Below are 20,612 nucleotides of genomic sequence, written 5' to 3'. Positions count from 1 at the left end.
TCGTTCAGGCGCAGCAGGCCGTGATCGACGAACACGCAGGTCAGCTGGTCGCCGATGGCTTGGTGGATCAGGGCGGCGGCCACGGACGAATCCACGCCACCGGACAGGCCCAGGATGACCTCGTCGGACCCGACTTGTTCGCGGATGCGGGCGACGGCCTCGCTCACGTAGTCAGGCATGTTCCAGTCGCGCGCGCAGCCGCAGATTTCGGTGACGAAGCGCTGCAGCAGAGCCTGGCCCTGCACGGTGTGGGTGACTTCGGGGTGGAACTGCACGGCGTAGAAGCCGCGCGCCTCGTCGGCCATGCCGGCGATTTCGCACGAGGGCGTGGAGGCCATGCGGATGAAGCCCGGCGGCAGCGCCGTGACGCGATCGCCGTGGCTCATCCAGACCTTCAGCATGCCGTGGCCTTCGGGGGTTTCGAAATCCTGCAGGCCGTTCAGCAGCCGGGTGTGGCCGTGGGCCCGCACTTCGGCATAGCCGAATTCGCGATGATCGGAAAATTCGACCTTGCCGCCCAACTGCATGGCCATGGACTGCATGCCGTAGCAGATGCCCAGCACCGGCACGCCAACCTGAAAGACCGCGCCTGGCACTTTCAGGGATTCGTCGGCATAGGCCGAGGCATGGCTGCCCGACAGGATGATGCCCTTCAGGCCCTGAGCCAGCTGATCGCGGATGAAGGCGTCGTCCACGTCGCCCGGATGGATCTCGCAATAGACACCGGTGTCGCGCACACGGCGGGCGATGAGCTGAGTGACCTGTGAACCGTAGTCCAGGATGAGGATGCGCTGATGCATGGCGGGTAACGTCGAAGGGCTGTTCAAGGCGTTAATGTAACCCATGGACAGGGCTTGCTTCCATGGTGCGCCGCCTGTCTGGTAATCGGACTTTGCCGCAAGCCTTCCCAACCGTTACAGTAGCCGGGTTCACGACAAAACACATCACCCCCATGGCATTCCGCTCACCGACTCTTCCCCTGCCCCTTGCCGGGCTGCTCGCGCTGGCGGTCGCCATGGGCATCGGCCGCTTCGCCTTCACGCCGGTGCTGCCGATGATGCAGGCGGATCTGGGGCTGTCGCTGTCCCAGGGGGGCTGGCTGGCCAGTGCCAATTACCTGGGCTACCTGCTGGGCGCTCTGCTGGTCACGCACATGAGCTGGTCCCCCGCCACACTGCTGCGCCGGGGGCTGTGGCTGGTGGTCCTGATGACGGCTGCCATGGGGCTGGATACCCATTGGGCCGGCTGGCTGATCTGGCGCCTGCTGGCGGGCGTGGCCAGCGCCTGGGTGCTGATCGGCACGGCATCGCTGTGCATCGCCCGCCTGAACGCCCAGGGCCAGGAACGGCACAGCGGCATCGTCTTCGCCGGCGTGGGTTGCGGAATCACGTTCGCAGGCCTGGCCTGCATGGGATTGACGCTGCTGGGCACGACCTCGTCGCAGGCCTGGCTGTGGCTGGCCGCCGCAGCCCTGTTGGGCCTGATGGGGGCATCCATGCTGTGGCGATCGACGGATCAGGCCGACCAGGCACCGATGACGGGGGCCCAGAAACCCGCCGACGCAGGGATGCCGACACCGGCCTCGCAGGCTGCGCAGGCGCCCGACGCACCGGCGCCGGCAGATCCAGGCCCCGCCATGGCGGCGCAGATCCCCAACCTGCCGTCGCTGCACTGGGGCTTGATCCTGTGCTACGGCGTGTACGGCTTCGGCTACATCCTGCCCGCCACTTTCCTGCCCGCCCAGGCGCGGCTGCTGGTGCCCGACCCGTGGCTGTTCAGTCTGGCCTGGCCGGTCTTCGGGCTGGCAGGCGCGGGGTCGACGCTGGTCGCCAGCCGGATGGCGCGGCGCTTCAGCCGACCGCAGATCTGGGCCGGCGCACAGATCCTGATGGCCATCGGCGTGCTGCTGCCGGCCCTGTGGCACTCGCTGGCAGCGATCCTGCTGGCGGCCCTGTGCGTAGGCAGCACCTTCATGGTGATCACCATGGTTGGCCTGCAGGAAGCCCAGGCCGCCGTGGGTCAGGCGGGCGCCAAGCGCCAGATGGCGGCCATGACGGCGTCCTTCGCCCTGGGTCAGCTGATCGGCCCGCTGTTCTTCAGCCTGACCCACGCCCTGTTCGGCGCGCCGCTGGAATTCGCACTGGTGCTGGGCACCCTGGGCCTGGTGGCCGGGGCATTGCCCATTCTGCGGCTGCAGGCGGGCGTCAAGCCCACGCCGACCGGAGAGGCTCGCCCATGAAGACTGCTCATACCTATATGCTCGTACATGGCGCCTGGCACGGCGGCTGGTGCTGGTCTGCCGTCGCCCAACGGCTACGACAGGCGGGCCACCTCGTCCACACCCCGACGCTGCCGGGGCTGGGGGAACGCAGCCACTTGCTGGGGCCCGACATCACGCTGGACACCTTCATCCGAGACATAGAAAAACAACTGATCACGCAGGATCTACGCGACGTCATCCTGGTGGGCCACAGTTTCGGCGGGCTGGTGATCTCGGGTGTGGCCGACCGCCTGCCAGGGCGCCTCCGGCGCCTGGTCTATCTGGATGCCTTTCTGCTGCCGCCCGGCAAATCCACATTCGACACGCTGCCTGATACCGTCGTCCAGCGGCTGGAACTCAGCGCTGCCGGGACCGGCGGCATCGCCCCGCCCAGGCCCGAAAGCCTGGGACTGAGCCGGGCCGAGGACATCGCGGCCGTGCAAGGCCGACTGACACCGCATCCGATCGGCACTTACCGCGAACCGTTACGCCTGGATCATCCGCTGGGCAACGGCCTGCCGGTCACGTATCTGCGCTGTATCCAACTGCCTTTCCCCGCTGTCTCGCAGGCCTATGAATGGGCACGTGAAACGTACGGAAGCCGGTGGTCCTGGCAGGATCTGGCCTGCGGCCACGATGCGATGATCAGCGCCCCGGACCAGGTGGCCGAGGCCTTGCTGGATGCGGGTGATCAGTCGGCGCGGTAGTTGGGGGCTTCTTTCGTGATCTGCACGTCGTGGACGTGGGATTCACGCACCCCGGCGGCGGTGATTTCGACGAATTCGGCCTGGTCATGCAGATCGGCGATGGTGGCGCAGCCGCAGTAGCCCATGGACGCCCGGATCCCGCCCACCAACTGGAAGATGATGGCGATGACGCTGCCCTTGTAGGGAACGCGGGCCTCGATGCCTTCGGGGACGAGTTTGTCGACGTTGTTGTTCGGATCCTGGAAATAGCGATCGGCCGAACCGTCAGCCATGGCGCCCAGGCTGCCCATGCCCCGGTACGATTTGTAGGATCGACCCTGGAACAGGACGACCTCGCCGGGGGCTTCTTCGGTACCCGCGAACATGCCGCCCATCATGCAGGTGGATGCGCCGGCAGCCAGGGCCTTGGACACGTCGCCGGAATAGCGGATGCCGCCGTCTGCGATCAGCGGCACGCCCGTGCCTTCCAGGGCCTGGGCCACGTCGGCGATCGCGGTGATCTGCGGCACGCCCACGCCGGCCACGATACGGGTGGTGCAGATGGAACCCGGGCCGATGCCGACCTTGACCGCGTCGGCGCCAGCCTCGACCAGGGCGCGGGCCGCAGCGGCCGTGGCGATGTTGCCGCCCACGACCTGGATGTTGGGGTAGTGTTTCTTGACCCAGCGCACGCGTTCGATGACGCCGGCCGAGTGGCCATGCGCCGTATCGACGACGATGACGTCGACCCCGGCAGCCGCCAGCTTTTCAACGCGTTCGTCGGTGCCCTCGCCCACGCCCACGGCAGCGCCTACGCGCAACTGGCCTTGGGTGTCCTTGCTGGCCAGGGGGTGTTCGGTGTTCTTGACGATGTCCTTGACCGTAGCCAGGCCGCGCAGCTGGAATTTTTCGTTGACGATCAGCACGCGTTCCAGACGGTGCTTGTGCATCAGGGACTGGGCTTCTTCCAGCGTCGCGCCCTCGCGCAGCGTGACCAGGCGGTCCTGCGGCGTCATGATCTCGCGCAGTGACATGTCCAGGCGGTCTTCGAAGCGCAGGTCGCGGTTCGTGACGATGCCTACCAGTTTGCCGCTTTCGACCACGGGCAGGCCCGAAATGCCGTGCAGGCGCTGCAGTTCGATGGCGTCGCGGACCTTCATCGTGGGAGTCACGGTGACGGGATCGATGACGATGCCGAACTCGTGGCGCTTGACGCGAGCGACTTCACGGGCCTGTTCGTCGGCGCTGAGGTTCTTGTGGATGATGCCGATGCCGCCTTCCTGAGCCATGGCGATAGCCAGGCGGGATTCGGTCACGGTATCCATGGCGGCGGAGACGAGCGGGATGTTCAGCTGAATGCCACGCGTGAGCTGCGTGGTCAGGCGCGTGTCGCGCGGCAGAACCTGGGAAAAGGCAGGCACCAGGAGAACGTCGTCGAAGGTGAGCGCTTTTTTGATGAGACGCATAAACTGTTTAGACTCCGGGCAAAGCAGGATTATACGCCGTAGGAGCCCCCGGATAAACCCCTAGATCCGGTCAGCGGCAAGCCAGGCGCTATCATGTCTCCATACCCGGACGCACCGCCCGGGCCTGGAGCCGCATCATGACCGTCGTGCTGATCCTGATCCTTCTCATCCTGATTGGCCTGGCCTGCGTGCTGATCCATCGGGACTGGCGCCTGAAGTATTTCAGCCGACCGCTGTACGCGCTGTTCCGACGCATCCTGCCCCGCATGTCGGACACCGAACGCGAGGCCCTGGAGGCCGGCACGGTCTGGTGGGACGGCGCTCTGTTTTCCGGCCACCCCAGCGCCCGCGCCCTGCACGCCATTCCTGCACCACGCCTGTCGGACGAAGAGCAATCCTTCCTGGACCACGAAGTCGCCACGCTGTGCGCCATGGTGCACGACTGGCAGGTCACACGCCAGGACCTGGACCTGCCAGTCGAAGCCTGGGACTACATCAAGACACATCGATTCTTCGGCATGATCATCCCGAAGGAATACGGCGGCCTGGGGTTTTCCGCCAGCGCCCATTCGGCGGTGGTGACCCGGCTGGCATCGCGCAATTCCGCGCTGTCGGCCACCGTCATGGTGCCCAATTCCCTGGGCCCCGCCGAACTGCTGCTGCATTACGGCACGGAAGAGCAGAAGAACCACTACCTGCCCCGTCTGGCTCGCGGCGAGGACATCCCTGCCTTCGGCCTGACCAGCCCCTGGGCAGGCTCGGACGCCGCCGCCATCCCGGACCACGGCATCGTCTGCAAAGGCCTGTGGCAAGGCGAAGAAGTCCTGGGCATGCGCGTGAGCTGGGACAAGCGCTACATCACGCTGGGACCGGTCTGCACGGTGCTGGGACTGGCGTTCCGGCTGTACGACCCGGACGGCCTGCTGGGTTCGGAGCCCGACATCGGCATTACCTGCGCGCTGGTGCCGCGCGACCACCCGGGGGTGGAAATCGGCCGACGTCATTTTCCGCTGGATGCCATGTTCATGAACGGCCCCACGCGCGGGCACGATGTGTTCATGCCGCTGGACTTCATCATCGGCGGCCCGCAACGCGCAGGCCAGGGCTGGCGCATGCTGATGGAATGCCTGGCGGCCGGGCGCTCGATCTCGCTGCCCGCGTCCTACGCCGGCATGGCGCAGCTGACGGCCCGGGCGGTCGGCGCCTACAGCGTGGTCCGCGACCAGTTCCACACCCGCATCCACAAATTCGAAGGCGTCATCGAACCGCTGGCCCGCATCGGCGCGAACACCTACCTGATGGATGCGGCACGATCCATGACGGCCGGCGCAGTCGATCTGGGTGAAAAGCCCGCCGTGCTGTCGGCCATCGCCAAATACCACGTCACCGAACGCGGCCGGAACGTGGTCAACGACGGCATGGACATCATCGGCGGCAAGGGCATCATTCTGGGGCCGCAGAACTTCCTGGGGCGGGCCTACCAGCAGATTCCCGTGGGCATCACCGTGGAAGGCGCCAACATCCTGACGCGCAGCCTGATCATCTTTGGCCAAGGCGCAATCCGCTGCCACCCCTTCGTGCTGGCGGAAATGCGCGCCGCACAGGCCGACGATCCGGAACAGGGGCTGGCGGATTTCGATGTAGCGTTCTGGGGGCATATGCGCCATGCGGCCGGCAACAAAATGCGCGCGATCGGGCACGGTTGGACCGGCGCCCTGCTGGCCCGCCCCGACACCGACGTCGCCCCCAGCATGGCACGCTATTACCGGCAGTTGACGCGGTTTTCGGCTGCATTTGCCACGCTGGCGGAAACATCCATGCTGGTGCTGGGCGGCTCGCTGAAACGCCGCGAATCCATATCTGCACGGCTGGGCGACGTGCTGTCGCAGCTCTACCTGATTTCAGCAACCCTGAAGCGCTTCGAAGACGAAGGCCGTCAAGCCACCGACGCACCGCTGGCGCACTGGGCCATCCAGGACGCGTTCTGCCGGGCACAGGACGCCATCGACGGTGTGCTGGGCAACTTCCCCAACCGGTTCCTGGCCTGCGCCCTGAAAGTGCTGCTGTTTCCCTGGGGCCGCAGTTTTTCAGCCCCCTCGGACACACTATCCGCCTCCGTGGCGGATGTGCTCTGCACGCCAGGCGCCGCCCGCGATCGCCTGACCCGGCTGGCCTATGTGCCTGACGCGCTGGAAGAACCCGTAGGCGCTCTGGAATCAGCGCTGCAGGCCGTGCTGGACACGCAGCCGCTGGATGCTCGCGTGCGCGAATTCGAAAAATCGGGGCAGATTCCCGCCGGCGACCCGCGCGCCAATGTGCGCGACATCGCCGAAGCGGTCCACGCCGCAGGCGGGCTGACGGACGAGGAATACGAACGCCTGCGCGCCCGCAACGACCTGCGCGACCGGGTCATTGCGGTGGATGACTTCGCGCCCGACTTCCAGGGGCCGTCGGGATCAGAGACGCGCCTCTGATCAGGCCAGGAAAACCCGTGCGTTGCGGAACATCCGCATCCAGGGGGTGTAGCCGCCATGCGTCGTGCCATCGCCCCCCTGGTCCGCAGCCCCCCAGCGGGCCGGCCGCCAGGACATGGCGACGTTGCGCGTGACCCGTTCCGGGTGCGGCATCATGGCGGTGAAGCGGCCATCGGCGGTGGTGACGGCGGTCAGGCCATCCGGGCTGCCGTTGGGATTGGCCGGATAGGCCTGAGTGCGCGCGCCTCGATTATCCACGAAGGCCGCTGCTGCCAGCACCTGCCTGGCATCGCCTTGCCGGCTGAAATTGGCATAGCCTTCGCCGTGCGCCACCGCGATGGGCACCCGGGCCCCGGCCATGCCGGCAAAGAACAGGGACGGTGAGTCCAGGATCTCGACCAGGGACAGCCGGGCCTCGTATTTTTCCGAGACGTTACGGGTAAATCGCGGCCAGTGCTGCGCCCCGGGAATCATGTCGGCCAGCGCAGCCAGCATCTGGCAGCCGTTGCACACGCCCAGGGCGAAAACGTCCGGACGGGCAAAGAAGCCGCCGAACTGATCGGCCAACGCCGCATTGAAGCGGATCGTGCGGGCCCAGCCTTCGCCCGCGCCCAGCACGTCGCCGTAGCTGAAGCCGCCCACGGCGACCAGGCCTTGCATGTCGTCCAGGCGGATGCGCCCGGCCAGCAGGTCGGTCATGTGCACGTCTACCGACTGGAAGCCCGCCACGTCGAAGGCCCAGGCCATTTCCACCTGGCTGTTGCAGCCCTGTTCGCGCAAAATGGCGATGCGCGGGCGGGCACCGGTGGCGACATAGGGCGCGGCCACGTCTTCCTGCGGATCGAAGGCCACCTGCGGGACCAGCCCGGGGTTGTCCACGTCCAGCCAGGTATCGTATTCGGCCTGGGCGCAGTCGGGATGATCGCGCCGCGCCATGATGCAGCGGGTGGTTTCGCTCCAGATCTGCCCCAGCTCGGCCAGGGGCCGGTGATACAGGATGGCGCCATCGCGAAACACCTGTAGTTCCTGCTTGGTGTTCAGCATGCCGACCACCTGTGTGACTGCCGACAGGCCGGCCTGGCGCAGGAATTGCAGGATCTCGTCGCGATGGGCGCGGGGTACCTGCAGCAGCCAGCCGGCTTCTTCGTTGAAGAGCGCCGTCAGATTGTGCTCGTGGTGCAGCACTGCCACCTGATCATTGCGGATCTTGTAGTCGCCGGCATCGGCCGTGTGCGGATCGATGGTCAGCATGTCCAGGTTCAGGGACAGGCCTACGTGACCGGCGAAGGCCATCTCGGCGGCAGCGGCCAGCAGGCCGCCATCGGAACGGTCGTGGCAGGCCAGCACCCAGCCGCGCGCAATCAGTTCGCGCACAGTCAGGAAGGCCGTGCGCAGCAGATTGCCATCCTGCATGTCCGGGGTCTCGGCGCCCAGGCCGCCGTAGACCTGGCCCAGGACCGAACCGCCCATGCGCTGGCGCCCTTCTCCCAGGTCGATCAGCAGCAGCACGGACTCGCCCGCGTCGGTGCGCAGCTGCGGGGTAACGGTGGCGCGCACGTCGGCCACCGGCGCGAAGGCCGTGACCACCAGCGACACCGGCGAGACGACCTGCTGGTCGCCCGAGTCGTCCTGCCATGCAGTGCGCATGGACAGGGAATCCTTGCCCACCGGAATCGACAGGCCCAGCGTCTGGCACCAGTCGCTGACGGCGGCCACGGTATCGAACAGCGCGGCATCCTGGCCAGGCGCGCCGCAGGCCGCCATCCAGTTGGCGGACAGCTTGACGTCTTCCAGGCGGGCCACACCCGCAGCTGCCAGATTGGTCAGGGCCTCGGTCACGGCCATGCGGCCTGATGCCGCAGGGTTCAACACGGCGATCGGACTGCGTTCGCCCAGGGCCATGGCCTCTCCGGCCACGCCTTCGTAGTCACGCAGGGTGACGGCGCAATCAGCGACGGGCACTTGCCACGGACCCACCATCTGGTCGCGGGCGGTCAGGCCGCCCACCGTGCGGTCGCCGATGGTGATCAGGAAGGACTTGTTGGCCACGGTCGGATGGCGCAGCACCCGTTCCACGGCATCCGGCAGTTCGACACTGGCCAGATCCAGCGGGACACCCTCGACGGCGACTCGCTGGGCATCGCGCTGCATGCGCGGCGGCTTGCCCAGGATCACGTCCACGGGCACGTCCACGGGCCGCAGGGCCGTGGCAGGCAAATCGCCTTCCGGGCGGTCGAGACCGGGCAGGCCTTCGCCCTGCGTGACGCGCAGCCGGCGTTCCTCGGTCGCCACGCCCACGACGGCGTAGGGACAGCGCTCGCGATCGGCAATCTGCGCAAAACGGTCCAGGTCAGCCGGCAGGATGGCCAGCACATAGCGTTCCTGGGACTCGTTGCTCCAGATTTCGGCGGGCGACAGGCCGGATTCTTCCAGCGGCACGCGCTGCAATTCGAATTCCGCGCCCCGCCCGGCGTCGTTCACGAGTTCGGGGAAGGCATTGGACAAGCCGCCCGCGCCCACGTCATGGATGGCCAGGATCGGATTGTCGCCCCCCTGCTGCCAGCAACGGTCGATGACTTCCTGGGCACGGCGCTGCATTTCCGGATTGCCGCGCTGCACGGAATCGAAGTCCAGGTCGGCCTGGTTGGTACCTGCGCCCATGCTGGACGCCGCCCCGCCCCCCATGCCGATGCGCATGCCCGGCCCGCCCAGCTGCACCAGCAGCGATCCGGGAGGCAGGGGGTCTTTGTGCGTCAGCCGGGCGTCGATCTGCCCCAGGCCGCCTGCCAGCATGATGGGCTTGTGATAGCCCCAGCGGACCCCGGCCACGGTCTGCTCGAAGCTGCGAAAATAGCCCAGCAGATTGGGCCGGCCAAATTCATTGTTGAACGCCGCCCCGCCGATGGGGCCCTCGGTCATGATGTCCAGCGGCGTGGCGATGCGTTCCGGCGTGCTGGCCGGATCTTCCCAGGGCTCCAGATCATCGCCCGCCCGCAGGTCGGACACCGTGAAGCCCGTCAGGCCCGCCTTGGGCTTGGAACCGCGCCCCGTGGCGCCCTCGTCGCGGATCTCGCCGCCAGCCCCCGTGGCCGCCCCGGGAAACGGCGCGATCGCGGTGGGGTGGTTGTGCGTTTCCACCTTCATCAGGATGTGCGAGGTGATGTCGTGGCGGCGATAGACGGTGTCGGCCGCATCGCCCGCATGAAAGGCCGACGCAGGGCCGCCGGCCATGACGGCGGCGTTGTCGGCATAGGCCACGATGGTGCCCTCGGGCTGGGCCGCGTGGGTGGCGCGGATCATGTCGAACAGCGTCTGCGGCTGCGCCTGGCCATCCAGCGTCCAGTGGGCATTGAAGATCTTGTGGCGGCAATGTTCGCTGTTGGCCTGGGCGAACATCATCAGTTCGACGTCGGTGGGATCGCGCCCCAGGTCACGGTAGGCCCGCAGCAGATAATCGATTTCGTCGGCCGACAGCGCCAGGCCCAGGCTGGCGTTGCAGTCGTCCAGGGCCGCGCGGCCCTGTTCCATGACTGGCACCGCCCGTACCGGCTGACCGGACACCGGGGCGAACAGTGCCCGGCCGTCGAAGTCCGCCGGCATCACGGCTTCGGTCATGCGGTCATGCAGGCTGGCCGAGATCGCCTGGGTCTGTGCATCGGTGAATTTCTGCGTACTCAGCAGGCGGCGTTCGGGCGTGACGATATAGCGCAGGCCGCGTTCGATGCGGTGCACCTGCGGCAGGCCGCAATGGCGCGCGATATCGGTGGCCTTGCTGGCCCAGGGGGAAATCGTGCCCAGGCGCGGCACCACCAGGAACTGCGCGGCATGTCGATCGGCAGGTGCCGTTTCGCGCCGCCCATCGTCCAGCAGCGCATCGAGCCGTGCCTGGTCGGCATCGGACAGCGCCCCCTCGACCTCGACGAAATAGCAGGACCGGGCCGTGACCGAAGCCACCGGCAGGCCCTGCCCTGTCAGGGTTTGCAGCAGGCGCTGACGGCGAAAATCGGACAAGGCAGCAGAACCGGGAATGATCAATACGGTGGTCACGGCAGAAAGGCCCAAGGCAAACGAAAGGAAGAATCCTCCATTTTACCGGGATCAGGCCGGCAGCAGGCTCATGCCCCCTCAGCCGTCCTGGCGGTTCGGCACTCTCGTGCTCGCTGCGGGCGGTCTCCGGACCGTCGAACCGCCCGGGCCGAAGCCCGGTAAGTCTCAGTCGGACGCGGGCGGATAGCTGACGTCCAGGATGTCCAGTTCCTCGATCCCGGCCGGAGTACGCAGGGTGACGGTATCGCCTTCGCGTGCCTTGATCAGGGCGCGGGCTACCGGCGACACCCAGCTGATGCGTCCATTCAGGGGCTCGGCCTCATCCACGCCAACGATGGTGACGGTGAACTCCTGGCCCTGGCTGTCGCAATACTGCACCGTGGCGCCGAAGAACACCTGGTCGCGATTGGGCTGCTGCGAGGGGTCGACGACCTCGGCCGATTCCAGGCGACGGGTCAGGAAACGGATGCGGCGATCGATCTCCCGCAGGCGCTTCTTGCCATAGATGTAATCGCCATTTTCCGAGCGGTCGCCGTTGGACGCCGCCCAGGACACGACCTGCACCACTTCCGGCCGCTCGACGTTCATCAGATGCATCAGCTCGTCCTTCAAGGTCCGGTAGCCGAGCGTAGTCATGTAGTTCTTCGTGCCGGCAGGCAGGGCTTTGGCTTCGGGCAGATCGTCGTCCTCGTCTCCGTCCGATTCCTTCACAAAGGCCTTGTTCATCTCTGCTGTTCCTCTCAGATCCAATCCCGCCAGACGGGCACCAGGCCGTCCGGCAGATCCGGCATGCGCCCCAGATCGACACGCCCCACCCCCGGGGCATGGAAATCCGACCCGCGCGAGGCCTGGAAACCGTACTGCAGCGCCAGGCGGGCGTACTGTTCATACTGCGCGGGGGTGTGGCTGCCGGTCACGACTTCGATGCCCTCCCCGTTCAGGTCCTTGAACACCTGGAACAGCGCATCGCGCTGCTGGGGGGTATATTTATAGCGCCCCGGATGGGCGATGACGGCCTTGCCGCCCGCCCCGTGAATCCAGCCGACGGCCTGTTCCAGGCTGGCCCACTGGACCGGCACGAACGCCCGCTTGCCTTCCCCCAGGTACCGGTCAAAGGCCTGTTGCAGGGATTTGACGTGTCCTCGTTCCAGCAGATCGCGGGCAAAATGCACCCGGCTGATCAGGTCGGGATTGTCCACGTGGCTCATGGCGCCCTCGTAGGCGCCATCGATGCCGCATTGCGCCAGCCGTTCGGCCACGACGCCAGCCCGATCGAAGCGACCTCGGCGGATCTCGGCCAGGCCAGCCGCCAGCGCGGCATCCGCCGGATCGATGTGCAGCCCCACGATGTGGACGGTCTTGCCACAGAACGTGACGGAGATCTCCACCCCGGGGATGAAGCCCAGGCCCAGATCGTGGGCAGCCTGGGCCGCCTCGTTCAGGCCGCTGGTTTCATCATGATCCGACAGCGCCCACCAGTCCACGCCATTGGCATGCGCCCGCGCCGCGACGTCCGCCGGCGACAGGACGCCATCCGACTGCCTGGAATGGCTATGCAAATCAATATTCAAGCTCATCCGTCAGACTGTACACGAGCATGCCGCATCGTGTCGTATCGCGCGGTATCAGGCCGTCAACAGGAACCGCCGCACGGCCTCGATCTGGTCCTCGGAACGCAGGGTTGGCGCGTGCCCGACCCCCAGGAATTCCACGCAGCGGGCATTCGCATTGCGACTGACCATCTGCTGCGCGGTCTCGGCCGACAGGATGTCGGACTGCGCGCCGCGCAGGACCAGGGCCGGCATGGGCAGATGATCCCAGGCCCGCCACAGCAGCGCCTCGGCGGCAGTCGTGGCATCGGGAGTCTGCAAGGCGAAGGGCTGGGCGATGCGCAGATCGTAGTGCTTGACCCACTGCCCGTCCTGCTCGTGAAAGACGTGTTCGGTCAGGGCGGCCCAGCCGGCATCATCATGCGGCCCAAAGCCCTGGGACACGGCATGCACGTAATCCACCGCCTGCTGAAAGGACGCGAAGCGGATGTCCTGGCCGACATAGCTGCCGATGCGCGACAGGCCGTCCAGATCCAGGGCGGGGCCGATGTCGTTGAACACCATGCGGCCCAGGGGAACGTCTGGCGTGGCATCCAGCCCCCAGCGGCCCCGGCTGGGGCGCAGCGCCGGCGACACCAGTGCGGCGCCTGCCAGGCCCAGGCCGATCAGTCCGCCCATGGACGTACCGACCCAGTCCAGCCGCGCCGGCGCCAGGCGCGCAATCAACGCCACCATGTCAGCCACGTACTGCGGCACCACATAGCCGGCCGGGTCGATCAACCAGTCGGACCGCCCGCGCCCGACCACGTCCGGACACACGACCCGGTAATCGCCCTGAAGCGCCTGGGCCAGCAGGTCGAAATCACGCCCGGTGCGCGTCAGGCCGTGAACGCACAACAGCACTCTGTCGTTGTCGGGATCGCCCCATTCCCAGTACGCCATGCGATGCAGGCCCGCAGGACTGGCGCAGGTGACGGAATCGAGGCGGGGCTCGGTCGAACGGGCAATCGCGGACATGGACACAGCCTTTGATGAGAAAGACGACCTTTCGATTGTAGTCGCCCCGTCTCTGGCGTCTTGCCAGGCGCATCGTCCGCCCTCGTCGGTCGAAGGCGGACCCATGCCCGCCGCCCGCTATATGTGCAGCGCCTGCCCCAAGGCTCGCAGGGCGGCTTCCTGGATGGCCTCGCCCTGCGTGGGATGCGCATGGATAGTGTGCGCGACGTCTTCCAGGCAGGCACCCATTTCGATGGACTGGCCGAAGGCGGCTGCAAATTCAGACACGCCCCGCCCCACCGCCTGCCATCCCAGGATCAGGTGATTGTCGCGCCGCGCCACGACCCGCACGAAGCCGTCCGTGGATTCCAGCGTCATGGCCCGGCCATTGGCCGCCAGGGGGAACACGCCTTCCAGGGCGTCGATGCCGGCTGCCGCAGCCTGCTGCGGCGACAGGCCGGCGGTGACGACCTCCGGGTCGGTGAAGCACACCGCCGGGATGGCCGCCGGCACGAAGCGGCGCACATGGCCGGCGATCTGTTCGGCAACGCACTCGCCCTGCGCCATGGCACGATGGGCCAGCATGGGTTCCCCGGTCAGGTCGCCAATGGCCCACACCCCGTTCATGGAGGTGCGGCAGCGATCATCCACGCGGACCGCCAGGCCGTCCATGTCCAGCATCAGGGAACTGAGGCCGAAGCCCCGGCTGCGGGGCTTGCGGCCCACCGCCACCAGAATCTGCTGGGCGCTCAGGACCTGTTCGTCTGCCTTGGGCGGCTGGATGCGCAGGCCCTTGCCGTCTTCCGCCAGGCCCAGGACCTGGGTCTGCAGGTGCAGGCCGATGCCCAGGGATTTCAAGGCCTTGTGCACGGGCTTGACAAGGTCGGCATCGTAGGCGGGCAGGACGCGATCCTGGGCTTCGACGACGTCGACCTTGACGCCCAGTTTGCGGTAGACCGTGCCCAGTTCCAGGCCGATGTAGCCGGCGCCCACGATGGCCAGGGATTTGGGCAGTTTTTTGGGCGACAGGGCCTCGGTGGAGGAGATCACCGGGCCGCCAAAGGGCATGAAGGGCAAGGCTGCGGGTTCGGACCCGGTCGCCAGCAGCATGTGTTCGCAGCGGATGCGCTGGGGGGCGCCCGCCTTGCCCTTGGCCACCGGGTCCACGTCCACGGTCTTGCCGTCGACGATTCGCGCCCAGCCCTGGACGACCGTGACCTTGTGCTTTTTCAGCAGGGCCCCGATGCCGGTGGTCAGTTTCTTGACGATGCCGTCCTTCCAGGCGATGCTGCGCTCCAGGTCCAATTCCGGCGCCTGGGCGCGGATGCCCAGGGGAGAATCCCCGGCATAGCCCTGCAGGGCATGGAACTGTTCCGCCACGTGAATCAGGGCCTTGGACGGAATGCAGCCAATGTTCAGGCAGGTGCCACCCAGGGTGGCGCCTTCCACCAGCACGGTGGGAATGCCCAACTGGCCCGCCCGGATGGCGGCTACATAACCGCCAGGGCCGCCGCCGATGATCAGCAAAGTGGTATTGATCGGATTGGACATGCTTACTCCACGAACAGAAGCGCCGGGCATTCCAGATAGCGCCGGATGCACTGGATGAACTCGGCGGCGTGCATGCCGTCGACCACGCGATGATCAAAGGACGAGGACAGGTTCATGAGCTTGCGCGCCACGACCCGGCCTTCCTGGAAGACCGGACGTTCGACCACCCGGTTGACGCCCACGATGGCGACCTCAGGGTGGTTGATCACAGGGGTGGACACGATGCCGCCCAGCGGCCCCAAGCTGGTGATGGTGATGGTCGAGCCCGTCAGTTCGTCGCGCGCTGCCTTGCCCTGGCGGGTGGCCTCGGCCAGGCGGGCGATTTCCGCCGCGCAGGACCAGAGATCCAGGGTCTCGGCATGATGAACCACCGGCACCATCAGGCCCGAGGGTGTCTGCGCCGCCACGCCCAGATGCACGGCACCGAACTGGGTCACCACACCGGCATCATCGTCGAAGCGCGCATTGATCTGCGGAAATTCCCGCAAGGCCAGCACCATGGCCCGCGCCAGGAATGGCAGCAGTGTCAGTTTGCCGCGTTCCGTGCTGTAGCGGGCATTGAGCCTGCCGCGCAAGGATTCCAGTTCGGTGACATCGATTTCCTCGACGTAGGTGAAATGCGGGATACGGCGCTTGGATTCCTGCATTTTCTGCGCGATCTTGCGGCGCAATCCGATGACGGGGATGGCTGTTTCCTCGTCGTGGGCCTGGTACAGGGACCCGGTGGTGCGATGCGAAGTGTCGTTGCGGTCGCGGGCCAGCCAGGCATCCAGGTCTCCTTGTGTGATACGACCGGCCGGCCCGCTGCCCGGCACGTACTGCAAGGTGACGCCCAGATCCCAGGCGCGGCGGCGCACGGCGGGCGAGGCCAGCGGTCGCTGGCCTTCGGGCCGCGCCGGCGCATGGGTGGCCGCATGCGGCACCTGCGTGACAGGAGCGGCCTGCTCCACATGGGGTTCGGCTGCCGCAGCATGTTCTGCGCGAGGGGCCGCCGGCCGCGTGGACATGGCTGCCGACGGGGCATCCGCAGCCATGACTGCAGCAGCGGGTTCGGCACGCGCTGCAGCCGCCGGTTCTTCGGCCGGGGCGGCGCGGGTCTTGAAGGCATGTTCGTTGCCCTCGCCTTCGACTTCCAGGCGGATCAGTTCGGATCCCACCGCCATGACCTGACCAACCTGGCCGCCCAATGAGACGACCTGCCCGTGCACGGGCGACGGCACCTGCACGGTGGCCTTGTCGGTCATGACGTCGGCCAGGATCTGGTCCTCGACCACCGCGTCGCCTGGCTGCACATGCCATTCGACGAGTTCGACTTCCGCAATGCCTTCGCCGATGTCAGGCATCTTGATGATGTGGATACCCATTATGCCTCCCGGAACGCACGTTTGAATGCCTCGGCCACCCGTTTGGGGCCGGGGAAATACGCCCATTCATGGGAATGCGGATACGGCGTATCCCACCCCGTGATGCGTTCGATCGGGGCTTCGAGATGATAGAAACAATGTTCCTGGACCAGGGCGCATAGTTCGGCGCCGAAGCCGCTGGTGCGGGTGGCCTCGTGCAGCACCACGCAGCGACCGGTCTTGCGCACCGAGGTCAGGATGGTATCCAGGTCCAGCGGCCACAGGCTGCGCAGGTCGATGATGTCGGCCTCGATGCCGGCATCCTTCGCGGCGACTTCGGCCACGTAGACCATGGTGCCGTAGGTCAGCACGGTCAGATCGCGGCCTTCGCGATAGAGCGCGGCCTTGTCCAGCGGTACGTTGTAATAGCCTTCGGGGACGTTGCCCAGCGGGTGTTTGGACCAGGGCACGACCGGTTGGTCGTGATGGCCGTCGAACGGACCGTTGTACAGGCGCTTGGGTTCCAGGAAGATGACGGGGTCGTCGTTCTCGATGGAGCTGATCAGCAGACCCTTGGCATCGTAGGGATTGGACGGCATGACCGTGCGCAGGCCCGAGACGTGCGTGAACAGGGCTTCGGGGCTCTGGCTGTGGGTTTGGCCACCGAAGATGCCGCCTCCGCAGGGCATGCGGATGGTCAGCGGCGCGGTGTAGCCGCCCGCCGAGCGATACCGCAGGCGTGCGGCCTCTGAGAAGATCTGGTCGGCGGCCGGGTAGAAATAGTCGGCGAACTGGATTTCCACGACCGGGCGCAGGCCGTAGGCACCCATGCCCACGGCAGCCGCCACAATGCCGCTTTCGGAAATCGGCGCATCAAAGACCCTTGACTGGCCGTACTTGGCCTGCAGGCCTTCGGTGCAGCGGAACACACCGCCGAAATAGCCGACGTCCTCGCCAAAGATGACGACGTTGTCATCGCGGTCCAGCATGATGTCCATGGCCGAGCGCAAGGCCTGGATCATGGTCATGGGGCGCGTTTTCAGATTGTCCTGTGCCATGGTCACACCCCCAGTTCCTGGCGCTGCCGGCGCAGGTGTTCCGGCATGTCCTTGTAGACGTCTTCGAACATGGTGGCCACGCTGGACGTGCGTCCTGTGGCCAGCGTGCCGTGTGCTTCCGCCTTTTTCTGGGCGGCGACGATCTCGGTCTCGCAGGCCTTTTGCGTGTCCTGGTGTTCCTGTTCGGACCAGATTCCGCGCCCGATCATGTATTGCTTCAGGCGCGGAATGGGATCGCCCAGGGGGAAGCGCGACCAGTCGTCGGCCGGCCGGTATTTGGACGGATCGTCGGACGTGGAATGCGGCCCTGCCCGATAGCTGACCCATTCGATCAGCGTGGGGCCGCAGTTGCTGCGGGCGCGCTCGGCCGCCCAGCGCGATACCGCATAGACCGCCAGGAAATCGTTGCCGTCGACTCGTAGCGACGCCACATTGGAGCCGATGCCGCGCGCCGCCAGGGTGATGCCCTCGCCGCCCGCCACCGACTGGAAGGTCGAAATGGCCCACTGGTTGTTGATGACGTTCAGGATCACCGGCGCGCGATAGACATTGGCAAACAACAGCGCCGTCTGGTAGTCGGATTCGGCGGTGGCGCCGTCGCCGATCCAGCCGCAGGCGATCCGGGTGTCGCCCTTGATGGCGGATGCCATGGCCCAGCCCACCGCCTGCGGCATCTGCGTGCCCAGGTTGCCCGACAAGGTGAAGAAGCCCATTTCCGGCACGGAATACAGCACCGGCAACTGGCGGCCTTTCAGGGGGTCTTTGTCGTTCGAGAAGATCTGGCACATCATGTCGAACAGCGGGTAGTCCTGGGCAATCAGCAGCCCCTGCTGTCGATAGGACGGGAAGTGCATGTCGCCCTGCTGCAGCGCCAGCGATTGGCCAATGGCAATGGCTTCCTCGCCCAGGCATTGCATGTAGAACGAGGTCTTTTTCTGGCGCTGGGCGATGACCATGCGGGCATCGAAGATGCGCGTCTTGATCATGGCCTGCATGCCCCGGCGCAGGACGGCATCGTCGGGCAGGTTCTCGGCCCAGGGGCCGACGGCATGGCCATCGTCGTCCAGTACCCGGATCAGGCCCAGGGCCAGGTCGCGCGTGTCGTAGGGGATGGTATCGACGGGAGGTTTGCGGGCGGCGCCTGCCGGCTGCAGCCGCAGATAGGAGAAATCGGTCTCCTGGCCGGGACGCCCCGAGGGTTCGGGGACATAGAACTTCAACGGTGTCTGTGTCATGGTCGCAGAAATCTTTTGGATTTGCCAATGGCCCGTTGACGGGCAATAGTCGTCTTGTGGACGGCTGCCGCATCATCGCCGATCCCGCCATCCTGCGCAAGATCGCGTAAACAATTACGGGCGCCGTCCGTGCCAATCACGACGGGACGACTCCAGTACACTGTACATCGACGGGCCGGTGTCGCGCGACTGGGCATTTACCCCGGCTTGCCACAACCATGCCCCAACACGCCCAGCCCCCAGTCGACACCTGCGTCAAACCTGGAGGCAGAGGCACACCGCCCGCCGATATCCGTGGAAGACAACATGAACGCCGCGATCCTGGAATCCATACTGACCTGCCCAGAATGCGGCCACGCCAAAGCAGAAATCATGCCGACGGACGCCTGCCAATGGTTCTATGAATGCGAACACTGCCACGTCGTGCTGAGACCCAAGCCCGGGGATTGCTGCGTCTATTGCTCCTACGGATCAGTGCCGTGCCCGCCGGTGCAAGAGCACGGGAAACAGGGCGGTTGCTGCGCCTGACCCCCGCGACGGGCACGGCCCATGCCAAGATGGCCGTAGCGGTTCCAGCGTCGACGCAGCAGCGTACCCATCCTGTGTAGTCTGACAATGATCCCGCCGCAATGGTCTCAGATCACTGCCGGCGCCTTCTTGAACAGGTCCTGGAAGATCAGCGGCCCCCAGATTTTGTTCCGCGAGTGCACAAGCGCACCACCTTCTGCGAGCTTCCCAAGATTGACCGGTGAAAAACCGAGCCGCTCGGCGAGGGCCGCCACGGACGCTGCTGCGCTCTCATCGTCGCTCGTCAGGAACACGACTCTTCTGCCACCCTGTACGGCCGGATCTTGGCCAAGGACGGCAGCAGCCAAATGGTTGAAGCCCTTGACCAATCTCCCTCCGGTGAAAGCCTGCGCGACAAGCTTGGACGACGGAAGCCCTCCCAGTTCCTCGGGGGACACGCCGTAGGTATTGGTCACGTCAATGATGATTTTTCCCTTCCAGGTCGGCAGCGCTTTCGCGACATCCCCGTGCGACTCGTAACGGACAGCCAAAAAGACGATGTCCGCCTTGACCGCTTCTGCCAGTGTTGTGGGAATGACGTCGGGTCCGATCGCAGCCGCAGCGGATGCAAAGCTTTCCGGGTCGCGAGTGGTTGCAACGGATACTGCGATGCCGCTTCGGGCAAACGCCTTGGCCAAAGCCTGGCCGATCTGGCCGAAGCCGATAATTGCATAGCTCATATGTTCTCCTTGGATTTGTGCCAGGCCGCCGCCGACGGCGGCCTCTCTGGCGGTCATAAAGCTGCTAGCTGCTGTCCTGCGATGCAAGCAAGTTGGAACTGGAAATCAGTCTAGCTTCCTTGACTCATCAGTAAAATTGACGAAAAATCGCTTAATTCAATCTATTATTTAGATGTCAATGCTCGATAACGTCACCATCAACCAACTGCGTGCGTTCGTCGCGGTATGCGATCAAGGAAGCTTTTCGGGTGCAGCGCAGAAACTCAGGCGCGCACAGTCAGCCATCAGCCATGCGATCAAGGCGCTGGAAAGCGCATTTGATGTCGAGTTGTTCGAGCGAAACACGAGAAAGGCGCAGCTCACTGCGGCGGGGCACAGCCTCTTGCCGGACGCGCGGGCGGTGATCTCACGCACGGAAGAGATGAAGAACCGTGCCAGCTCGATCGCCAGGGCCGGGGCGCCACAGGTTTCAGTCGCGATCGATGCCTACTTCCCACGTGCCCACCTGATCGACTGTTTGCGGACACTGCAAGCGGAGTTCCACACCGCAGTGATCGACCTGCGAATCACGACCATGCAAGGCGGCGAGCACCTGGTGCTCGAAAGAGTGTGTGCCCTGGCCGTCACGATCGGGAACGTACCAGAGGTGAGCCCGGATGCCATCGAACGCCACTGGCTGTGTGAGGCCGAGATGGTGAC

The 20,612-nt window shown here is 65.9% G+C and carries 16 protein-coding genes; 5 read left to right on the top strand and 11 right to left on the bottom strand.

Annotated features, from left to right (window positions below; all coding sequences use genetic code 11):
- Nucleotides 1-800 (bottom strand): glutamine-hydrolyzing GMP synthase (gene guaA / locus VDP74_RS14540; protein WP_323000365.1); only part of this gene is annotated, 800 nt, incomplete at its 3' end.
- Nucleotides 801-952: 152 nt separating this feature from the next.
- On the opposite strand from guaA, the gene VDP74_RS14535 reads away from it, so the two are divergent.
- Nucleotides 953-2,239, top strand: coding sequence for a YbfB/YjiJ family MFS transporter (locus VDP74_RS14535; protein ID WP_323000364.1), 1,287 nt, complete (start codon nucleotides 953-955; stop codon nucleotides 2,237-2,239).
- Nucleotides 2,236-2,967 carry an alpha/beta fold hydrolase gene (locus VDP74_RS14530; protein ID WP_323000363.1) on the top strand — a complete coding sequence of 244 codons (732 nt, stop codon included), beginning with the start codon at nucleotides 2,236-2,238 and terminating at the stop codon, nucleotides 2,965-2,967. The genes VDP74_RS14535 and VDP74_RS14530 overlap by 4 nt, the downstream gene beginning before the upstream one ends.
- On the opposite strand, the gene guaB is transcribed toward VDP74_RS14530, so the two are convergent.
- Nucleotides 2,952-4,412, bottom strand: a complete 1,461-nt coding sequence (gene guaB, locus VDP74_RS14525; RefSeq protein ID WP_323000362.1) for an IMP dehydrogenase — start codon at nucleotides 4,410-4,412, stop codon at nucleotides 2,952-2,954. The genes VDP74_RS14530 and guaB overlap by 16 nt on opposite strands.
- Before the next feature lie 137 nt (nucleotides 4,413-4,549).
- Here guaB and VDP74_RS14520 point away from each other — a divergent pair, with 137 nt between their 5' ends.
- Entirely contained in the window at nucleotides 4,550-6,886 is a 2,337-nt protein-coding gene (locus tag VDP74_RS14520) for an acyl-CoA dehydrogenase (RefSeq protein ID WP_323000361.1), read from the top strand.
- Here the strand turns inward: VDP74_RS14520 and purL are convergent, their stop codons facing one another.
- The 8 genes from purL to VDP74_RS14480 all read right to left on the bottom strand — a co-directional run bounded on the left by purL (nucleotide 6,887) and on the right by VDP74_RS14480 (nucleotide 18,666).
- Nucleotides 6,887-10,933, bottom strand: coding sequence for a phosphoribosylformylglycinamidine synthase (gene purL, locus VDP74_RS14515; protein WP_323000360.1), 4,047 nt, complete (start codon nucleotides 10,931-10,933; stop codon nucleotides 6,887-6,889).
- Nucleotides 10,934-11,098: 165 nt separating this feature from the next.
- Nucleotides 11,099-11,659 (bottom strand): transcription elongation factor GreB, encoded by a 561-nt coding sequence (gene greB, locus VDP74_RS14510; protein ID WP_323000359.1) that lies wholly within the window; start codon nucleotides 11,657-11,659, stop codon nucleotides 11,099-11,101.
- A gap of 14 nt (nucleotides 11,660-11,673) precedes the next feature.
- Nucleotides 11,674-12,510, bottom strand: coding sequence for a PHP domain-containing protein (locus VDP74_RS14505; protein ID WP_323000358.1), 837 nt, complete (start codon nucleotides 12,508-12,510; stop codon nucleotides 11,674-11,676).
- Nucleotides 12,511-12,558: 48 nt separating this feature from the next.
- On the bottom strand, nucleotides 12,559-13,500 hold the full coding sequence (locus tag VDP74_RS14500) for an alpha/beta hydrolase (RefSeq protein WP_323000357.1): 942 nt from the start codon (nucleotides 13,498-13,500) through the stop codon (nucleotides 12,559-12,561).
- A 117-nt stretch (nucleotides 13,501-13,617) separates the two neighbouring features.
- Entirely contained in the window at nucleotides 13,618-15,030 is a 1,413-nt protein-coding gene (gene lpdA / locus VDP74_RS14495) for a dihydrolipoyl dehydrogenase (protein ID WP_323000356.1), read from the bottom strand.
- 2 nt (nucleotides 15,031-15,032) lie between these two features.
- Complete coding sequence (locus tag VDP74_RS14490; protein ID WP_323000355.1) at nucleotides 15,033-16,394, bottom strand: dihydrolipoamide acetyltransferase family protein; 1,362 nt, start codon at nucleotides 16,392-16,394, stop codon at nucleotides 15,033-15,035.
- The gene (locus VDP74_RS14485) at nucleotides 16,394-17,431 is read right to left on the bottom strand and encodes an alpha-ketoacid dehydrogenase subunit beta (RefSeq protein WP_323000354.1); all 1,038 of its coding nucleotides are present in this window, start codon (nucleotides 17,429-17,431) and stop codon (nucleotides 16,394-16,396) included. The genes VDP74_RS14490 and VDP74_RS14485 overlap by 1 nt, the downstream gene beginning before the upstream one ends.
- Before the next feature lie 2 nt (nucleotides 17,432-17,433).
- Entirely contained in the window at nucleotides 17,434-18,666 is a 1,233-nt protein-coding gene (locus tag VDP74_RS14480) for a 3-methyl-2-oxobutanoate dehydrogenase (2-methylpropanoyl-transferring) subunit alpha (protein ID WP_323000353.1), read from the bottom strand.
- Between the two features lie 306 nt (nucleotides 18,667-18,972).
- Between VDP74_RS14480 and VDP74_RS14475 the strand changes: the two genes are divergently transcribed.
- Nucleotides 18,973-19,194, top strand: a complete 222-nt coding sequence (locus VDP74_RS14475) for a GDCCVxC domain-containing (seleno)protein (protein ID WP_323000352.1) — start codon at nucleotides 18,973-18,975, stop codon at nucleotides 19,192-19,194.
- 107 nt (nucleotides 19,195-19,301) lie between these two features.
- On the opposite strand, the gene VDP74_RS14470 is transcribed toward VDP74_RS14475, so the two are convergent.
- Entirely contained in the window at nucleotides 19,302-19,970 is a 669-nt protein-coding gene (locus VDP74_RS14470) for an NADPH-dependent F420 reductase (RefSeq protein WP_416232999.1), read from the bottom strand.
- Between the two features lie 121 nt (nucleotides 19,971-20,091).
- Between VDP74_RS14470 and VDP74_RS14465 the strand changes: the two genes are divergently transcribed.
- The coding region (locus VDP74_RS14465; protein WP_323000350.1) for a LysR family transcriptional regulator at nucleotides 20,092-20,612 on the top strand (521 nt) is incomplete at its 3' end.

It is taken from the genome of Castellaniella sp., from assembly GCF_034674885.1.
Lineage (GTDB): Bacteria > Pseudomonadota > Gammaproteobacteria > Burkholderiales > Burkholderiaceae_B > Castellaniella.
The sequence above is the reverse complement of the archived record's forward strand: the minus strand, read 5'-3'. Positions and strand labels throughout refer to the sequence as shown.